The following is a 15,097-nucleotide window of genomic DNA, read 5'->3' on the forward strand; positions in this document are numbered from 1 at the left end:
GTCCTGGCGAGGCATCTTCTGAACCTGTCCGTCAAAGAGCCCGCAGGGCGCTTTTCAGGGGGTTGGGAATTGTCTGCCAACGCGGCAAGTGCGAGCAGTGAATCATTGGAGGGCGAGGAGGATCTGAGCCTCGATTTCAGCAGGCTCGACCGCGGAGTGAGGAAACGTCTCAAGCAACTCTGCGCGCTGGACAACCACCACGCCCCGCTGGCACTCCTGCTCGACTACGTCCTGCTGGGTGCCGCGGTGTACCTGTGCGTCGGGGTGTCGTACTGGTTCTATCCGATGGCCCTCATTTACATCGGGTCGACTCAACGGGCCTTCGTCAATCTCCTGCACGAGTCCTCGCACAAGGTCCTCGCCAAGAACCAGCGCCTCAACGTCACGCTGGGAACAATCTTCTCCGGATACCTGGTGCTGCACCTGTACAACCCTTACCGGAATTCACACATAGGGTTTCACCACCGGTATCTGGGCGACCCCGAGAAGGACCCCGACTACACCTTCCACGTCGGTGTCGGAATCTACGACCACCGGATCTCCGACAAGAAGTTCTTCCTCAAGAACATCGCGCTCGCGGTGTGCGGCATGAGGACCCTTGAATACGTCAACTACGTCGTTCGGGACCGCATTCTCTTCAACCCGAAGGACGTCGCGGTCTCGATGCCCGTCCGCCTCGCCACGGAACGCGTCGTCCTGCTGCTGCAGTGGGGCGCCATCGTCGGAGTGTGCGCTTGGCAGGGACTGCTGCTGGAACTGGCGCTGTTCTGGTTCGTCCCGCTCTTCACCACGGCCATCGCGATCGGCTGGCTCTCGGAACTGGCCGAGCACTACCCGCTTCCGGAGAGCGAGGACAAGCAGATCCTCATGACCCGCAACCGCCACGGCTGGGGCATCGAGCGCTTCCTCCTCGGCCGCCACCACGACAACTACCACCTGGTGCACCACCTCAACACCGGCGTGCCCTTCTGGAACATGAAGCGGGCCCACCAGATCCTCCTCGAGGACCCCGCCTACGCCCGCTGGGACGGGCTGTGGGCCGGCATTCTGACCCGCTCACGCGGCCGTGAGAACCAGGAAACCCTGCTCAGTTATGCCGCGAAGTACCGCGCCTGGCGGCGCAGGGGAGGGGACCCGGCCGAGACCGACGGCGGCGGCACCTTCGCCGAGGCCGCCGCTCTCGCCCGGATCGTCAACGCCGCCTGACCCGGCCCGCCCCGCCGCTTGCGTTGAGCTGACTTCCTTTGAGCTGACTTCCGTCGAGTTGGCTTCCGTCGAGCTGACGTCCGTCGAATCGAGAGGACACACCCCGTATGAGCCACGTCGTGGACGCCCAGGCGGCGGCCGCCCTGGACCCCGATCTGCTGCGCCTGGCCACCAATGGCCTGAAGAAGCTGGCCGCCGACCCGAGTTGCCGGTCCGCCTTCGTCGACAACCCGCTGATGGCCGTCCTGCTCGCCCCGGCCGCCGACCGCTATGTCGTCGCGGCCGACCAGGAGGGCCTCTTCGAGCGGTTGCCGGTTCTCGAGGCCAAGGGCTACCGGACGGGCGTCGAGTTCGTGGGCGAGGAGGCCCGTGACGCCGACGAGGTCGAGGCCGTGGTCGACGAGTACGTCGAGTTGATCGAGCGGCACCAGAGCGCCGGCCTCGCCGCGTCCGTACAGCTCGGCTTCGACCTGTCGAACGTCGGCTCCCTCATCTCGCCCCAGACCGCGGCGGACAACACCGCGGCACTCCTGACGGCCGCCGCCCCCCAGGGCATGGGCATCCTCATCAGCATGGAGCGCTCGGCGCTCGTGGACGACATCCTCACGGTCTTCAAGAGCCTCGCCGAGGAGCACGAGAACGTCGCCCTGACCCTCCAGGCGCATCTGCACCGCACCGAGCAGGACCTCGCCACCGTCCTGCCGTTGGGACGCAAGATCCGGCTGGTGAAGGGCGTCTACGACGAATCCGCGGACGTCGCCCTGCCCCGCGGTCCCGAACTCGACGACCGCTACGCCAGACTCCTGGAACGCATCCTGGATCACGGCAACCCCGTTGCCGTCGCCTCGCACGACGCCTCGCTTCTCCAATTGCTCGACAGCCGTGGCCTGTTGGAGCGCGTCGAGGAGATGGAGATGCTGCACGGCTGCCGTCCGCCGCTGCTCAAGGCGCACAAGGACCGCGGCATACCGTGCCGGGTGGCGACGGTGTACGGGCGGAACTGGTGGCTGCACTTCCTGCACCGCCTCGCCGAATACCCGCCGACCGCCCTGACCGCCCTGGCCGATCTGTACGAGCCGGAGCGGGTCCGCTTCGGCGCCGCATACTGAAAGAAGGCAAGTCCGTTGTCAGCCCATCCAGTTGCTGCCGCGTCATCCACTCCCGTTGTCGCCGCCGTCGTCGACGGCTACTCGACAGGAAACTTCCTTCCTGCGGCCTGCGCCCGTCTGGGCGCCCAGGTGGTCCATGTCCGCAGCACTCCGAAGTGGATGACTTCCATGCTGCTGCCCGACATGGACGACTACGTCGCCGACCTCGTCTTCCACGACGAGGAGCAGATCGTCGAGGAGCTCCGCTCCCACCACGTCAGCGCCGTGTTCGCCGGGCAGGAGCCCGGAGTGCCGCTGGCCGACCGGCTCAGCGAGCTCATGGGCACCGCGAGCAACGGCTCGCGTCTGTCGTCCGCCCGCCGGGACAAGTTCGAGATGATCGAGGTCCTGCGGGCCGCGGGACTGCACTGCGCTGACCAGTTCAAGAGCGACGACCCGCGAGTCCTCGTCGACTGGGCCGAGTGGCACGGCGACTATCCCGTGGTCGTCAAGCCGCTCAGCTCCGCCTCCACCGACGGCGTCTTCATCTGCGACGACGCGGACGAGGTGCGCAGGGCCGCCGAGCACGTCCTCTCGGCGCGGGACATCTTCGACCTGCCCAACCGCGAGGCGCTCGTCCAGTCCTACCTGGACGGCGAGGAGTACATCGTCGACACGGTCGGCCACGACGGCCACCGCTTCGTCTGCGGTGTCTGGAAGTACGAGAAGACGCTGGTCAACGGCAAGAACATCTACGACAAGGATGTGCTCCTTGCGGCCGACGAACCGCCGGTCCCCGAACTCGTCGCGTACGTGGACGACGTACTCAAGGCCATGAACATCCGCTTCGGGCCCACCCACACCGAGGTGAAGATGACCTCCAAGGGCCCGGCGCTCGTGGAGATCGGCGCGCGTCTGAACGGCAACATGCACCCGGACTTCCACCAGGTCTGCCTCGGCCACAACCAGACCGACCTGATCGCCCTCGCCTACCTGCGGCCCGACGAGTTCCTGGAGCGCTACGGCGACCGCGTCTACACCCGCCGCCAGCCGGCGGTGGTCCACAACGTCCCGAGTACTCAGGACGGCGTGGTGCGGGCGATCGACGAGAACGTCGTACGGGAGATCGCCGACCTGCCCACCGTGTTCCTGCCGAGCGTGAAGCTGAAGCCGGGCGGCCGGATCCGCCGCACCGTCGACCTCCTCAGCAGCCCGCTGCGGATCTTCATGACGGGGGTCACCCAGGAGGCGATCCTCGACGACTACAGGCGCATCCAGGAACTGAAGGACAAGGTGTACCTCCTCTGATGCTGCGCAGCACTCTGCAGGCGGTCCGCGGGCTCGCGCCCGAACTGCGCACCCTGTTCGTCACCACCCTGCTCTTCCGCTCCGGAACCATGGCGTTCCCTTTCCTGGCCGCCTACTTGATGGCCGAGAACGACTACGCGGCCGGGCAGGTGGGCGCCATCGTCGGCGCCTATGGCGTCGGCGCGCTCGCCGCCGACGTCGCGGCCGGTGCCGTCCTGCGGTACGTCTCCGCGCGCACCGTGCTGATCGGCGGTCTTGTGGGCAACGCGGCGCTCATGGCCGTCCTTCCGTTCGCGGACAGCGCCGGGCCGCTCATCGCGGGCACCTTCATCTGGGGCTTCTTCTACGAGGCGTTTACTCCCGCTTCGTACGCGGAGACCGTGCGGTACTCGCGGGAGAGCGACCGGAAGATCGCCTTCTCCTGCAACCGGCTCGCCATCAACGTCGGGATGGGCATCGGCCCCGCGCTCGGCGGGCTCGTGTTCGCCTGGCGCCCGGTCGGTCTCTTCGTCATCAATGCCTGCGTCGTCACGGCGACCGCCGTCTTCCTCGCCCGCAAGACCTCGGCAGGGGCCGCGGCGGAGGGGGAGGAGGGGGAGAAGAGGGAGGAGAGGGAGAAGCCGGCCAGGGGCCGATTGGTGGCGCCGACGCTCAAGGGCGAGACCCGGTTCTGGGCGATCTTCGTCCTGGCCCTTCCGATCCATCTCGCGTATGCGCTCCCGCCGACCTTCCTCAGCGCGTACGTGATCCACGAACGGGGCCTCGACAGCCTCTGGGCCGGTGTCCTTTTCCTCGTCAACGCCGGGGTCATCGTGCTGTTCGAGGTACCGCTGAACACGGCGATGCGGAACGTCGGTCACTTCGCTGCGCTGCTGACCGGCTATCTGCTCGCCGGATCGGGCTTCGCGCTGATGGGGCTGTTCGGTACGGGGCCCGCGCTCGTGGGCGCGACGCTGCTGTGGACCGCGGCGGAGATGATCGTCTTCCCGGCGCTGCTCCACTACGTCAGCGAGGTCTCCGACCCGTCCGTCACGGGACGCAACATGGGCCTCTACTCGGCGGGCGTCAACGTGGGTGTGATCGCTGTGCCCCAGCTGTGCCTGCCGCTCGCGGCAGGCGGGCACGCATCGACACCGTGGTACGTGGTCGGTGCCGCCGTCGGCATCGCGCTCGTCATGATCGTCGCTGTGCGCCGCAACACCTGTCTGTGGCTGACCGAACCCGAGGCGGAACCCGCTCCTGCCCCCTGAGCCCTGGACCTCATGAGCTCTGGACCATCTCACCTTCCGACCCGAAGGGGTTGACGCATGCCCATCCACTTCAACAACGCGGGCGCGGGGCTCATGCCTCCGGCCGTGACGCAGGCCATGACCGGCTACCTCGCCGAAGAAGCACAGGGCGGTGCCTACGAGACCGAGCAGCGCCACGCGGAGACGCTGGAACAAGGGGTCTACGAGCGGCTCGCGCGCGTTCTCGACGCCCCCGTGGACGACATCGCCCTCTTCGACAGCGCCACGCGCGCGTGGTCCTCGGCGGTGTCCCACCTCCCGTTCGCCGCCGGGGACCGGATCTGGGTCACGCCGTACGAGTACGCGGGCAACCTCATCCTGTGGACCGAGCTGCGCCGCCGACTGGACCTGCACATCGAGGTCGTACCGCTCCTGCACGACGGCGACGTGGACCTGGACTGGATGAGCGCGCACATCGGCGACGACGTCGCCTTCGTGTCCGTGCCCCATGTGCCGTCCGGGTGCGGGATCGTCACGCCCGTCGAGGAGATCGGCAAGATCCTCGCGCCCTGGCGGTGCCTCTACGGAGTCGACGCCTGCCAGTCGGTGGGGCAACTCCCGGTCTCCACCGCGTCCATCGGCTGTGATCTGCTCACCGCCGCGGGCCGCAAATACCTGCGCGGGCCGCGCGGCACCGGATTCGCCGCGATCGGCCCCCGGCTGCGCGCCCAGGCCTCCCCGCCCTTCTACGACCTGCACATCGCCGACATGGTCGCCGATGACGACTACGAGGTGCGCACCGAAGGCGCCCGCCAATTCGAGTACGCCGAGCGCGGGAACCCGGGAGTGATGGGCCTGGACGCGGCGGCCCGGCACCACCTCGCCCGCAGCGACGGCGGCCCGGGTCCGCTGCGCGACGCCGTGCGCGAGGCCGTCGAAGGGCGGCCGGGGACGCGGCTGATCGACCCCGGCTCCGTGCACGCCGCCATCGTCACGTTCACCCACGACCGTGTCTCGCCCCAGGACATCCGGGCCGGACTGCGCAGGCGGGGAGTCAACGTGTGGATCGCTCAGGGGAGTCACACGCCCCTGTACATGCGCACCGTCGGCATCGAGTACGCCGTGCGCGTCTCACCGCACCACTACAACTCCCCGGCCGACGTGGAGACGTTCGCCGTGGCGCTGCGCGACGTGCTGCGCTGACCCGGCGGGACGGGGCAGTGGCTCCTCCGCCATGTGGTGGATATCCACGGCGGTGGCTCCGCCGCATGGGGGAGGCGGATCATGCGCTGGTCCGATCCCCGCGCGCCGCAGGGTCCACGACAGTGATCCCATGACGATCTGGCTCATGTCGTTCCCGGCGTTCGCGTGTCTCCTGGCCTTGTTCGCGCTGGTGGAGAGCGCATGGCGGTGGTTCACGGGGCTGGGCATGATCCCGTGGCTGCGCAGGCGCACGGGGCGGTCGTCGTCGAACATCGCCTTCGACGAATTCACGGCGGTCGTGAACGGAAACAAGACGGCGGAACTGGAGCAGCGGCGCGTGGAACTGCTCCAACGGGACGACGAGACCGACGGTGCGCCGCCTCGCTCCAGCATCGACCTGGCCGAGGGCACCGCGTTCATCGTGCTGCCGGAGGGAGCGGACAGCCCGTGTGCCGGTCGGCGTGATGCCCGTGAGGGGCGGCGGTGAGACGCCGATCGAAGGGGGCGGGAGCAGGGCCGAGCATGTGGTGGGGGCGTATCGCATGCTCGTGGGCGTTCGTGTTCGCCGGGGTGCATTTCTACTGGGCCCTCGGCGGCGACGTGGGGCTGAGCGTCTCCGCAGGGCCGCTGGCCACCGAGCGCCCGCTGTGGTTCGTCGTCGCCGGACTGTGGGGCGTGGGGGCGCTCTGCCTCGTGGGCGCCCGGCTGGCGTGGTTGCTCGCCCGGTCCAGGCTCCGGGGCGTTCCCGCGCGGCTGGCGAGGTGGTTGGCATGGGGCGTCAGCGCCCTTCTGTTGGCCCGCGGTATCGGTGTCGAAGTGCTGCTGCTGGCCGACGCGACGTACCTGGACGCCTCCGTGAGCGCGGACCAGCGAGTTTGGACGCTGGCCCTCTGGAACCCTGGTGCATCGCCGGGGGACTGGCCTTCGGCCTCGCCGCCCTGGCGGATCCGAGAGGAGCCCGAGAGGCAACCGCGGGGTAGCCGACCGCCGGCAGCGCCGCTAGCGTCACCGCATGGATCACGATGAACGGGCCCTGCACGCCTCGTCGTTCGGCGCGGCGGCGGTCGCATACGACGCACACCGTCCCGACTATGCGCGGGAGGCGGCACGTTGGGCGCTGGAGAACGCCCACGGCCCGCGTGTGCTCGACCTCGGCGCCGGAACCGGCAAGCTGACCGCCACGTTGGTCGAGTTCGGCGCGGACGTCATCGCGGTCGAGCCCGATCCGGCGATGCTGGCCGAGCTGCGTCGTTCGCTGCCCACCGTCCGTGCCCTGTCGGGCAGCGCCGAGGCGATTCCGCTGCCGGACGGGTCCGTCGATGCCGTGCTGGCCGGGAACGCCATGCACTGGTTCGACATGGCCGTCGCGGGGCCCGAGATCGCCAGGGTTCTGACACCCGGCGGCGTCCTGGCCGGTCTGTGGAACGTCGTGGACGACCGGGTCGAGTGGGTCTCCGGGCTCGCGCGGGTCAGCGGGAGCGCGGCCATCGGCCCGCGTGACACGCCCGCCGGATGGCGCGTCGAGACGGCCGAGATGCACCTTCCGAAGGCTGCCGACGTGCACCTTCCAAAGGCTGCCGAGATGCACCTTCCGAAGGCTGACGCGAGCGCCCGGTTCGGCTCGCCGGAGCAGGCCGAGTTCCCGCACGGGCAGCTCCGCACCGCCGACTCCCTCGTCGCGACCCTCGCCACGCGCGCGGGGATGCTGGTCATGCCGGAACAGGAACGAGAGGCCACGCTGAGCCGGATCCGCGCCTTCCTCGCGAGCAGGCCGGAGACCGCCCACGGCGAGTTCACGCTCCCGATGCTGACCGCTGTGCTGCGTGTCCGACGGCTTTGACGTCCGGCGGCCATGAAACCGAACCCGTCCCGTACCGAACTTTCCGCTCCGTACAGAACTCCCGTCCCCAACTCCCGTACCGACCAGAAGGCCGAAATGCAGGACAGCGACCGAGCCATGGCTGAACGGATCCACGCAGTCGTCAAGGGGAACGCCCCCGTCCGCGCCCCCAAGCTCTGTTACGGGATGCCCGCGTACGCCCTGACCGGACTGACCGCCGCCGCGGCTTGAGGACCACCTGTGGCGCAGGCGTCCGAGTGATCTACTGGTATCCGGACCTCGGGGCCATCCGTCAGACCGCAGCAGGAGGTACGCAGCATGCTCGTCGATCTCTCCGGCAAGACCGCACTCGTCACCGGATCGACCCAGGGGATCGGGGCGGCCATCGCGGCCGGCCTGGCCCGCGCGGGCGCGCGCGTGGCGGTGAACGGCCGGTCGGCGGAGTCCGTCGGCAAGGCGGTAGCACAGCTGAAGGAGGAGCACGGGGACGCCGAACTCCTCCACGCTCCCGGCGACATCTCCACCGACGACGGCGCCCGCCAGGTCTTCACCGCCCTGCCCCAGGCGGACATCCTCGTGAACAACCTCGGTGTCTTCGGGGCCGAGGACGCCCTCGGCATCAGCGACGACGAATGGCGCCGCTACTTCGAGGTGAACGTCCTGACGGCGGTGCGGATGATCCGCCACTACCTGCCGGGCATGAAGGACCGCGCGTGGGGGCGGATCCAGAACATCGCCAGCGACTCGGCGATCGTCACCCCCGCCGAGATGATCCACTACGGCATGTCGAAGACCGCGCTCCTCGCGGTCTCCAGAGGCTTCGCCAAGGACGCGGCAGGGACGGGCGTGACCGTCAACTCCGTGATCGCGGGCCCCACGCACACGGGCGGCGTCGAGGACTTCGTGTACGAGCTGGTCGACCGCTCCCTGCCCTGGGACGAGGCGCAGCGGGAGTTCATGGTCAAGCACCGCCCGCAGTCCCTGATCCAGCGGCTCATCGAACCGGAGGAGATCGCGAACATGGTCGTCTACCTCAGTTCGCCGCTCGCCTCCGCGACGACGGGGGGCGCGCTGCGCGTCGACGGCGGCTACGTGGACTCCATCGTCCCGTGACCGAGACCTCCTCCTCCGTGTTCCGTACGGGCTCCACCGTGTCCCGTACGGGCCTGCTGCTCGGCATCGACATCGGCACGTCCTCCTCCAAGGGCGTCCTCACCCGCCCCGACGGCACGCTCGTCGCCCAGGCACGGCGTGAGCACACGACGTCCACGCCGCACCCCGGCCGGTTCGAGCACGACGCGGAGGAGGTGTGGTGGGCCGACTTCCGTTCCCTGGCACGGGAGTTGATGGACCGACTGCCCGCGGGGGAGGCGCTCGCCGCGGTCGGGGTCAGCGGCATCGGCCCCTGCCTGCTGCCCACGGACGCGCACGGGACGCCGGTCCGTCCGGCCATCCTGTACGGCGTCGACACGCGGGCCGTCGCCGAGATCGCCGAACAGGACGAGCGCTACGGCCCCGAGAACATCATCCGCCGCTGCGGCTCACCGCTGACCAGCCAGGCGATCGGGCCGAAGCTGGCGTGGCTGCGCCGCCACGAGCCGGAGGTATACGGGGCCACGAGCCGCTGGTACATGGCGAGTTCGTACCTCGTGCACCGGCTCACCGGGCGGTACGTCCTCGACCACCACTCGGCGAGCCAGTGCACGCCGCTCTACGACCTGGCGGCCCGCGCCTGGATCGCCGAGCGGTGCGAGGAGATCGCACCGGGACTGCGGTGGCCCGAACTGGTCTGGCCCTCCGACGTCGTGGGCGGCGTGACCCCGGAGGCCGAGGCCCGCACCGGCATCCCCGCGGGCACGCCCGTCGTGGCGGGCACGGTCGACGCCTGGGTGGAGGCGGCCGGTGTCGGCGTGGCCGCCCCCGGCGACCTCATGCTGATGTACGGCACGACGATGTTCCTGGTCGGCATCCTGGCGAAGCCACTGACCAGCCCGCAACTGTGGGGCACAGCGGGCGCGTTCGAGGGCACCTACTGCCTGGCCGCGGGGATGGCGACGTCCGGCGCGGTCACCGGGTGGCTGCGGGATCTCACCGGTACGTCGTACGAGCAACTCACCGCGGAGGCGGCAGAGTTGCCGCCCGGCGCCGAGGGGCTCGTGATGCTGCCGTATTTCGCGGGCGAACGCACCCCGCTCTTCGACCCCGACGCCCGTGGTCTCGTACACGGACTGACGCTGCGTCACGGACGGGGGCATTTGTACCGTGCCGCGCTGGAGGCGACCGCGTACGGCGTGCGGCACAACCTCGCCGCCATGAGCGAGACGGGTGCCGCCGCCGACCGCCTGGTCGCGGTCGGCGGCGGCGCCCACGCGCTGTGGACGCGGATCGTCTCCGACGTGACGGGGCGCGCCCAGCACCTGCCGCGCCACACCATCGGTGCCGCGTACGGGGATGCGTTCCTCGCCGCGGTCGGCGCCGGACTCGCCGGGCCCGGTGACATCGCGCACTGGAACCCGACGGTGGAGGTGATCCGGCCGGACGCGGCCGCGTCAGCCGTGTACGAGGAGCTGTACGGCCTCTATCGGGACCTGTACCCGGCGACCCGCGAGGCCGCGCACGTACTGGCGCGGTTCAACTAGCGCGCTCGTCTCAGTTGTTGGTGCTCACGCGGACGTAGTCGACGACGAGCTGCTGCGGGAACGTCGTGCTGCCGTCCGGGTCGCCGGGCCAGTACCCGCCGACCGCGAGGTTGAGTATCAGGAAGAAGGGCTTGTCGAAGACCCAGCGGTTGCCGTTCAGGTCGGCCGGGGTGCGGGTCTGGTAGACCTTGCCGTCCACGGACCAAGTGACCTTGTTCGGCGACCAGTCCACCGCGAACGTATGGAACTTGTCGGCGAACGACTCTCCGCCCGGCAGCGTGTAGCCCGCGCCGATGCCGCCCGAACCGGAGTAACCGGGGCCGTGCAAGGTGCCGTGCACGGTGCTCGGTTCGAAGCCGACGTTCTCCATCACGTCGATCTCGCCGCTGTTCGGCCAGCCCACGGTGCCGATGTCGGCGCCGAGCATCCAGAACGCCGGCCACATGCCCTGGCCGCGCGGGATCTTCATGCGTGCCTCGACGTGCCCGTACGTCTGTGTGAACTTCCCGGCGGTGTTCAGCCGGGCCGAGGTGTACTCGCACCTGCCGTACCAGCACTGGTAGTTGCCCGGGTTCTCCTTGCGGGCGGTGATGACCAGGTTGCCCTGGCCGTCGAGGGCGGCGTTGTTGTTGCCCGCGGTGTAGTACTGCCGCTCGTGGTTGTTCACGTTGTCGCCGGTCTCGATCTGCCACTTGGAGCCGTCGACGGCGGACCCGGCGGGGCCGTTGAAGTCGTCGGTGAACGTGGTGGCGGCGGGGGAGCGGGGCGCGGGCTCGGCCGAGGCCCCGGAGGGGAGGGCGGTCAGGCCCAGGGTGCCGCAGGCCAGGGCGATGGCGGAGAGCTTGATGCGGCGGCGGGTGGAGGGCTTCATGGTCATCACATCGCTTCGCGTGGGGGGTGTTGACGCATGGGGAGAGGATGCGGGGAGAGATCACCAAAGGAACATGCACATGACAATGACCGATCGAGAACTAAACGCTGCGAGCGTTGTTCCGCAGCGCTTTGTTCAGTACTTGATTTAAGGCAGCCCTCAAGGCCCCGTCAAGGTGCTGGTGCGGACCAATCAACTGGCCCGCGCGGCGAGGTACATGCCGATCGAGCCGTGCGCGGCGGTGTCGGCGAAGCCGAACTTCTCGTAAAGGAAACGGGCGGGTCCGTCGGCGATCAGCGAGACGTACGCGGTCGCGGGCGCGCGGCGGCCCAACTCCTCGGTGAGCGCGGCCATGATGCGCTTGCCGAGCCCTCGCCCCTGGTGGGCGGGGTCCACGCAGATGTCGACGATCTGGAACGCGGTGCCGCCGTCGCCGATGATCCGCCCCATCCCGACGGGCTCGCCGTCGTGGTGGAGCACCACGCCGTACCAGGTGTTCGGCAGGGCGAGCGCGACGGCCTCGGGGTCCTTGTCGGAGAGCCCGGCGCCGGTCCGTAGGCGCCGGAAGATCTCGACGGAGGGCACGCCGTCGCGCAGCTCGTAAGAGTCACTGAAGTCATTCATGTATTACATTCTAGCGGGCTGCTGGGCTGCCTCCGGGTGGGCGTGGAACGGCGCGACGTACGACTGTCGATGATCGCCGACCGTGGAGGTGGGGGAGTTCCGCGGGTATGGCTGCTCCGCGAAGTCCCCGGTGCGCCCGCCCGAGGTCCGGGGGGAAGGGGTGGGAGGCCCCTCGGGGCGATATCCGGATCCGTACTCACCGAGGGGCGTTCGTGAGGAGACCTTCGAGCTCGGCTTCGAACAGCAGGGCGGGGTCGAAACCCATTCCGCTGAAGTGCCCGGCGAGTTCGAGGGAGAGCACGCCGTGGAGGCGGGTCCAGACGGTCAGGGCGTGGCGCAGGCCCGCGGTCGGGGCGGGGTGGTCGCCCGCCCATTGCCGGTGGTCTTCGAGGTGCGCGTCGAGCGGGGACGCGGGGCTGTCCGGGGGTGCCGAGGCGCAGGCGTCGAGCAGGGTCGTCATGAGCTCGTCGGAGATCGCGGTGACGTCGTCGGGGGCGTGATAGCCGGGGACGGGGGTGCCGTAGATGAGGAGGTAGCGCTGTGGATCGTCCAGGGCCCAGTCGCGCAATGCGTGGGCCACTGCGGGTAGTTGGCCATCGGAGTTGGCGTCGGCTGCCGCTCGGCAGGTGTCGGCGAGGCTTCGGTACGCGTCCCTGATCAGCTCGGTGATCAACTCGTCGCGGTTGGCGTAGTAGCGGTAGAGGGCGGGTCCGCTGAGGCCCATCTGTCTGGCGATCGCGTTGAGTGAGAGTGCGGAGGTGCCGGCCGCGGCGATCTGCTCCCAGGCGTGTTCCTTGATCTCTGCGCGCACCTGGGTGCGGTAGCGCTCGCGCGGGTTCGGTGTGCCGGTCTTCGCCATGGAGTGCCCCTTTCCGAACCTCGCCAGCTACAGGCTCATGTTCTGGTTAGAAGCTATCACGCAAGCTCTTGACGACAGCTATTCGCTCCCGTTAGAACTTATAACGAACGGCAAGCCCGCTAAGTGCCGGAGCGCCGCGGGAAGTGTGCATCCGTATGTGCACCCGCACGCCTGGCCTCGATGACGCACGTCAGCCACGTCATGCACTCCATGCAGGTCACGCACTTCATGCAGGTCATCCGCCTCATCTGCCTCGCCCACGTCATTCGCGCCGTTCGCATACTCGCCTACGAGGGGAACGTCATGTCGGCCTCATCAACGTCATTCGCAGCGACAAAGGACCGGCACATCCCGCCTTCGCGGTCTACAGGGGCCGTCTCCGCGGCCTTGCGGCGCGGTGACGAGGTCCGCAACGCCACAGCGTGTGCACGCAACAGTCAACGCTCAACTGTCACTTGACAAGGGGAATGCCATGTCCAACGTACGCGGCGTCAGTGTCCGCACCGCTCTCCTGACGGCACCGCTGGTGGTCGCCGGTCTCCTGGGCGCGGCTGCCGCGCCCGCCGGAGCCGCGCCGGTCTCCTCCCACTCCGGCAAGCAGTCCGCCTCCTACTCCGGCAGGTCGCTCACGTGCCAGGGGAAGGGCGTCGACCCCAAGGCGCTCGTCCGCTACAGGACCGAGACCGTGATCCACGCACCGCTGAGCACCATCTGGAAGCTGCAGACGGACGTGGAGAGCTGGCCGTCCTGGCAGAGCCCGGTCGAGACGGCGAAGCGCCTCGACGACGGCCCTTTCGGGAAGGGCTCGGCCTTCCGATGGACGACCCCGGCGCCCCCTACGCCTACGACCCCCGCCACGACCCTCGAGATCACCTCGACCGTCGAGCAGCTCAAGCGCAAGTCCTGCATCCGCTGGACAGGCCCGGCGATCGGTGAAGGGCTGCGTATCGACAACGGCGTCCACGTCTGGAACTTCACCGAGGTCAAGGGCGGAGTCCGGGTGAGCACGGAAGAGACCCACACCGGCGACCAGATCGAATCGAACGTCCCCCTGGCGACCGAGATACTCGGCAAGGGCCTCAAGGGATGGCTGGCCGAGCTGAAGACGGCGGCGGAGGCCCGCGCGGGCTACGAGCCGCGCTGACGCACCCGCCGTCCCGGACCCCGCTGCTCTCCGCGGCCATGTGCGAGAGGAGGGCAGCGGGGTCAGCCCTTGCTCGGTGGGGGGGGGGGGCTGGTTGCGGGTACGGGGGTGTCGCCCCGCCAGGGCCGCAGGCGGGGCAACTATCCCGGCACCGCCCGCCGGTAGTCCCGGATACCGGGAGAACGGACGCTGGCACGCCGGATACCCGGAGAGTCGCGCCCGCCCCGCACGTCCGCGGCGCAGCAGGAACGCCTCCACGAACTGGGGGAGTTGCGGCACCGCGCGGAGGAGCAAGAGGTGGAACTGCTGCCATGAACCTTGGGTGGAATGGCCGGACGCGGTGCGGGCACACCTTCGGCCCTCCGTGCGGGGGGGGGCGCTCATTCATCCATGGCCCCGGCGAGGAACTGGCGCGCGCCCCGCAATGTGGTGCGCAGCTTGTGCTGGGTGGCGCGGCTGTCGAGGCGGACGTCGAGCGCCCCGTGAAGTGCGCTGTTGGCCCGCAGGCCGGCAGGCAGCCGGGAGGGATCGAGCCCGTCACGCCCGGCGACGAGAATCCCGAGTTCGTGACGGCTCACGGCATCGCTGCCTGCCAGGTGGTGAACGCCGCTCGCCTCGCCGGACGCGAGCTCCAGCAGGGCGGAGGCCAGATCGACGACATGCACAGGGCAGCGGATGTCGTCGGTGAACAGGACGCCGCCACGGGCACCGGCAGCCAGGTCATGCACGATACGAACGTGCGAGGACTGACGGTCGCCGATGATCAGGGACGTGCGAGCGACAACGGCATCCGGGCACACGAGGCCGACCCCTGTCTCCGCAGCGGCTTTGGCGGCTCCGTAAGGGGTGACGGGGTCGGGCAGGCAGGACTCGTCGTAGTGGACACGGGCGCCGGAGAACACCGCGTCGCTGGACACATGAACCAGGCGGCAGCCGTATGCCGCCACGGCCATCGCCAGGCGAACAGGGCCCTCGGCCGTGACAAGCTGTGCGAGAACTCCCGCTGCAGGTCCGGGCGTTGCTGACTCGTGGGCAACCACGTTGGCGTTCGGGTCGGCGTCTCCTGGGGTGTGCTGACGGACGCGG

At 69.2% G+C, this 15,097-nt stretch carries 14 protein-coding genes and 1 pseudogene; 11 read left to right on the forward strand and 4 right to left on the reverse strand.

Annotation, left to right across the window (positions count from 1 at the left end):
* Positions 1-156: 156 nt before the first annotated feature.
* The 10 genes from AB0B50_RS19790 to AB0B50_RS19835 all read left to right on the forward strand — a co-directional run bounded on the left by AB0B50_RS19790 (position 157) and on the right by AB0B50_RS19835 (position 10,513).
* Positions 157-1,206, forward strand: a complete 1,050-nt coding sequence (locus tag AB0B50_RS19790) for a fatty acid desaturase family protein (RefSeq protein WP_362333098.1) — start codon at positions 157-159, stop codon at positions 1,204-1,206.
* Between the two features lie 107 nt (positions 1,207-1,313).
* On the forward strand, positions 1,314-2,315 hold the full coding sequence (locus AB0B50_RS19795; RefSeq protein ID WP_362333100.1) for a proline dehydrogenase family protein: 1,002 nt from the start codon (positions 1,314-1,316) through the stop codon (positions 2,313-2,315).
* Between the two features lie 15 nt (positions 2,316-2,330).
* Positions 2,331-3,602, forward strand: coding sequence for an ATP-grasp domain-containing protein (locus AB0B50_RS19800; protein WP_362333103.1), 1,272 nt, complete (start codon positions 2,331-2,333; stop codon positions 3,600-3,602).
* Entirely contained in the window at positions 3,602-4,852 is a 1,251-nt protein-coding gene (locus AB0B50_RS19805; protein ID WP_362333106.1) for an MFS transporter, read from the forward strand. Before AB0B50_RS19800 ends, AB0B50_RS19805 begins: the two co-directional genes overlap by 1 nt.
* Before the next feature lie 57 nt (positions 4,853-4,909).
* On the forward strand, positions 4,910-6,034 hold the full coding sequence (locus tag AB0B50_RS19810; protein WP_362333109.1) for an aminotransferase class V-fold PLP-dependent enzyme: 1,125 nt from the start codon (positions 4,910-4,912) through the stop codon (positions 6,032-6,034).
* Positions 6,035-6,164: 130 nt separating this feature from the next.
* Positions 6,165-6,521: a DUF6191 domain-containing protein gene (locus tag AB0B50_RS19815; protein WP_362333112.1), complete on the forward strand. Its 357-nt coding sequence runs from the start codon at positions 6,165-6,167 to the stop codon at positions 6,519-6,521.
* 35 nt (positions 6,522-6,556) lie between these two features.
* Positions 6,557-7,060: a DUF3995 domain-containing protein gene (locus AB0B50_RS19820; protein WP_362333114.1), complete on the forward strand. Its 504-nt coding sequence runs from the start codon at positions 6,557-6,559 to the stop codon at positions 7,058-7,060.
* Complete coding sequence (locus AB0B50_RS19825; RefSeq protein WP_362333116.1) at positions 7,047-7,874, forward strand: class I SAM-dependent methyltransferase; 828 nt, start codon at positions 7,047-7,049, stop codon at positions 7,872-7,874. The genes AB0B50_RS19820 and AB0B50_RS19825 overlap by 14 nt, the downstream gene beginning before the upstream one ends.
* A 318-nt stretch (positions 7,875-8,192) precedes the next feature.
* On the forward strand, positions 8,193-8,987 hold the full coding sequence (locus AB0B50_RS19830) for an SDR family oxidoreductase (RefSeq protein WP_362333119.1): 795 nt from the start codon (positions 8,193-8,195) through the stop codon (positions 8,985-8,987).
* A complete protein-coding gene (locus tag AB0B50_RS19835) occupies positions 8,984-10,513 on the forward strand; it encodes an FGGY-family carbohydrate kinase (protein WP_362333122.1) in 1,530 nt (509 codons plus the stop codon). Before AB0B50_RS19830 ends, AB0B50_RS19835 begins: the two co-directional genes overlap by 4 nt.
* Positions 10,514-10,523: 10 nt before the next feature.
* Here the strand turns inward: AB0B50_RS19835 and AB0B50_RS19840 are convergent, their stop codons facing one another.
* The 3 genes from AB0B50_RS19840 to AB0B50_RS19850 all read right to left on the reverse strand — a co-directional run bounded on the left by AB0B50_RS19840 (position 10,524) and on the right by AB0B50_RS19850 (position 12,867).
* Positions 10,524-11,384, reverse strand: a complete 861-nt coding sequence (locus AB0B50_RS19840; RefSeq protein ID WP_362333124.1) for a glycoside hydrolase family 16 protein — start codon at positions 11,382-11,384, stop codon at positions 10,524-10,526.
* 192 nt (positions 11,385-11,576) lie between these two features.
* Complete coding sequence (locus tag AB0B50_RS19845) at positions 11,577-12,008, reverse strand: GNAT family N-acetyltransferase (protein ID WP_362333127.1); 432 nt, start codon at positions 12,006-12,008, stop codon at positions 11,577-11,579.
* Positions 12,009-12,204: 196 nt separating this feature from the next.
* Positions 12,205-12,867 (reverse strand): TetR/AcrR family transcriptional regulator, encoded by a 663-nt coding sequence (locus AB0B50_RS19850; protein ID WP_362333130.1) that lies wholly within the window; start codon positions 12,865-12,867, stop codon positions 12,205-12,207.
* Between the two features lie 472 nt (positions 12,868-13,339).
* Here AB0B50_RS19850 and AB0B50_RS19855 point away from each other — a divergent pair, with 472 nt between their 5' ends.
* On the forward strand, positions 13,340-14,011 hold the full coding sequence (locus tag AB0B50_RS19855) for an SRPBCC family protein (RefSeq protein ID WP_362333133.1): 672 nt from the start codon (positions 13,340-13,342) through the stop codon (positions 14,009-14,011).
* Positions 14,012-14,391: 380 nt separating this feature from the next.
* Here AB0B50_RS19855 and AB0B50_RS19860 read toward each other — a convergent pair.
* Positions 14,392-14,994: pseudogene (locus AB0B50_RS19860) on the reverse strand (sugar nucleotide-binding protein); the annotation flags it as partial.
* Positions 14,995-15,097 lie beyond the last annotated feature (103 nt).

Source organism: Streptomyces sp. NPDC041068, from assembly GCF_040647455.1.
Classification (GTDB): domain Bacteria; phylum Actinomycetota; class Actinomycetes; order Streptomycetales; family Streptomycetaceae; genus Streptomyces.

Excerpts from the sequence above, each read along its gene's own strand:
- AB0B50_RS19825 (WP_362333116.1), top strand. The coding sequence starts at position 7,047 with ATGGATCACGATGAACGGGCCCTGCACGCCTCGTCGTTCGGCGCGGCG.
- AB0B50_RS19845 (WP_362333127.1), bottom strand. The coding sequence starts at position 12,008 with ATGAATGACTTCAGTGACTCTTACGAGCTGCGCGACGGCGTGCCCTCC.
- AB0B50_RS19840 (WP_362333124.1), bottom strand. The coding sequence starts at position 11,384 with ATGAAGCCCTCCACCCGCCGCCGCATCAAGCTCTCCGCCATCGCCCTG.
- AB0B50_RS19795 (WP_362333100.1), top strand. The coding sequence starts at position 1,314 with ATGAGCCACGTCGTGGACGCCCAGGCGGCGGCCGCCCTGGACCCCGAT.
- AB0B50_RS19810 (WP_362333109.1), top strand. The coding sequence starts at position 4,910 with ATGCCCATCCACTTCAACAACGCGGGCGCGGGGCTCATGCCTCCGGCC.
- AB0B50_RS19815 (WP_362333112.1), top strand. The coding sequence starts at position 6,165 with ATGACGATCTGGCTCATGTCGTTCCCGGCGTTCGCGTGTCTCCTGGCC.
- AB0B50_RS19855 (WP_362333133.1), top strand. The coding sequence starts at position 13,340 with ATGTCCAACGTACGCGGCGTCAGTGTCCGCACCGCTCTCCTGACGGCA.
- AB0B50_RS19820 (WP_362333114.1), top strand. The coding sequence starts at position 6,557 with ATGTGGTGGGGGCGTATCGCATGCTCGTGGGCGTTCGTGTTCGCCGGG.
- AB0B50_RS19850 (WP_362333130.1), bottom strand. The coding sequence starts at position 12,867 with ATGGCGAAGACCGGCACACCGAACCCGCGCGAGCGCTACCGCACCCAG.
- AB0B50_RS19830 (WP_362333119.1), top strand. The coding sequence starts at position 8,193 with ATGCTCGTCGATCTCTCCGGCAAGACCGCACTCGTCACCGGATCGACC.
- AB0B50_RS19805 (WP_362333106.1), top strand. The coding sequence starts at position 3,602 with ATGCTGCGCAGCACTCTGCAGGCGGTCCGCGGGCTCGCGCCCGAACTG.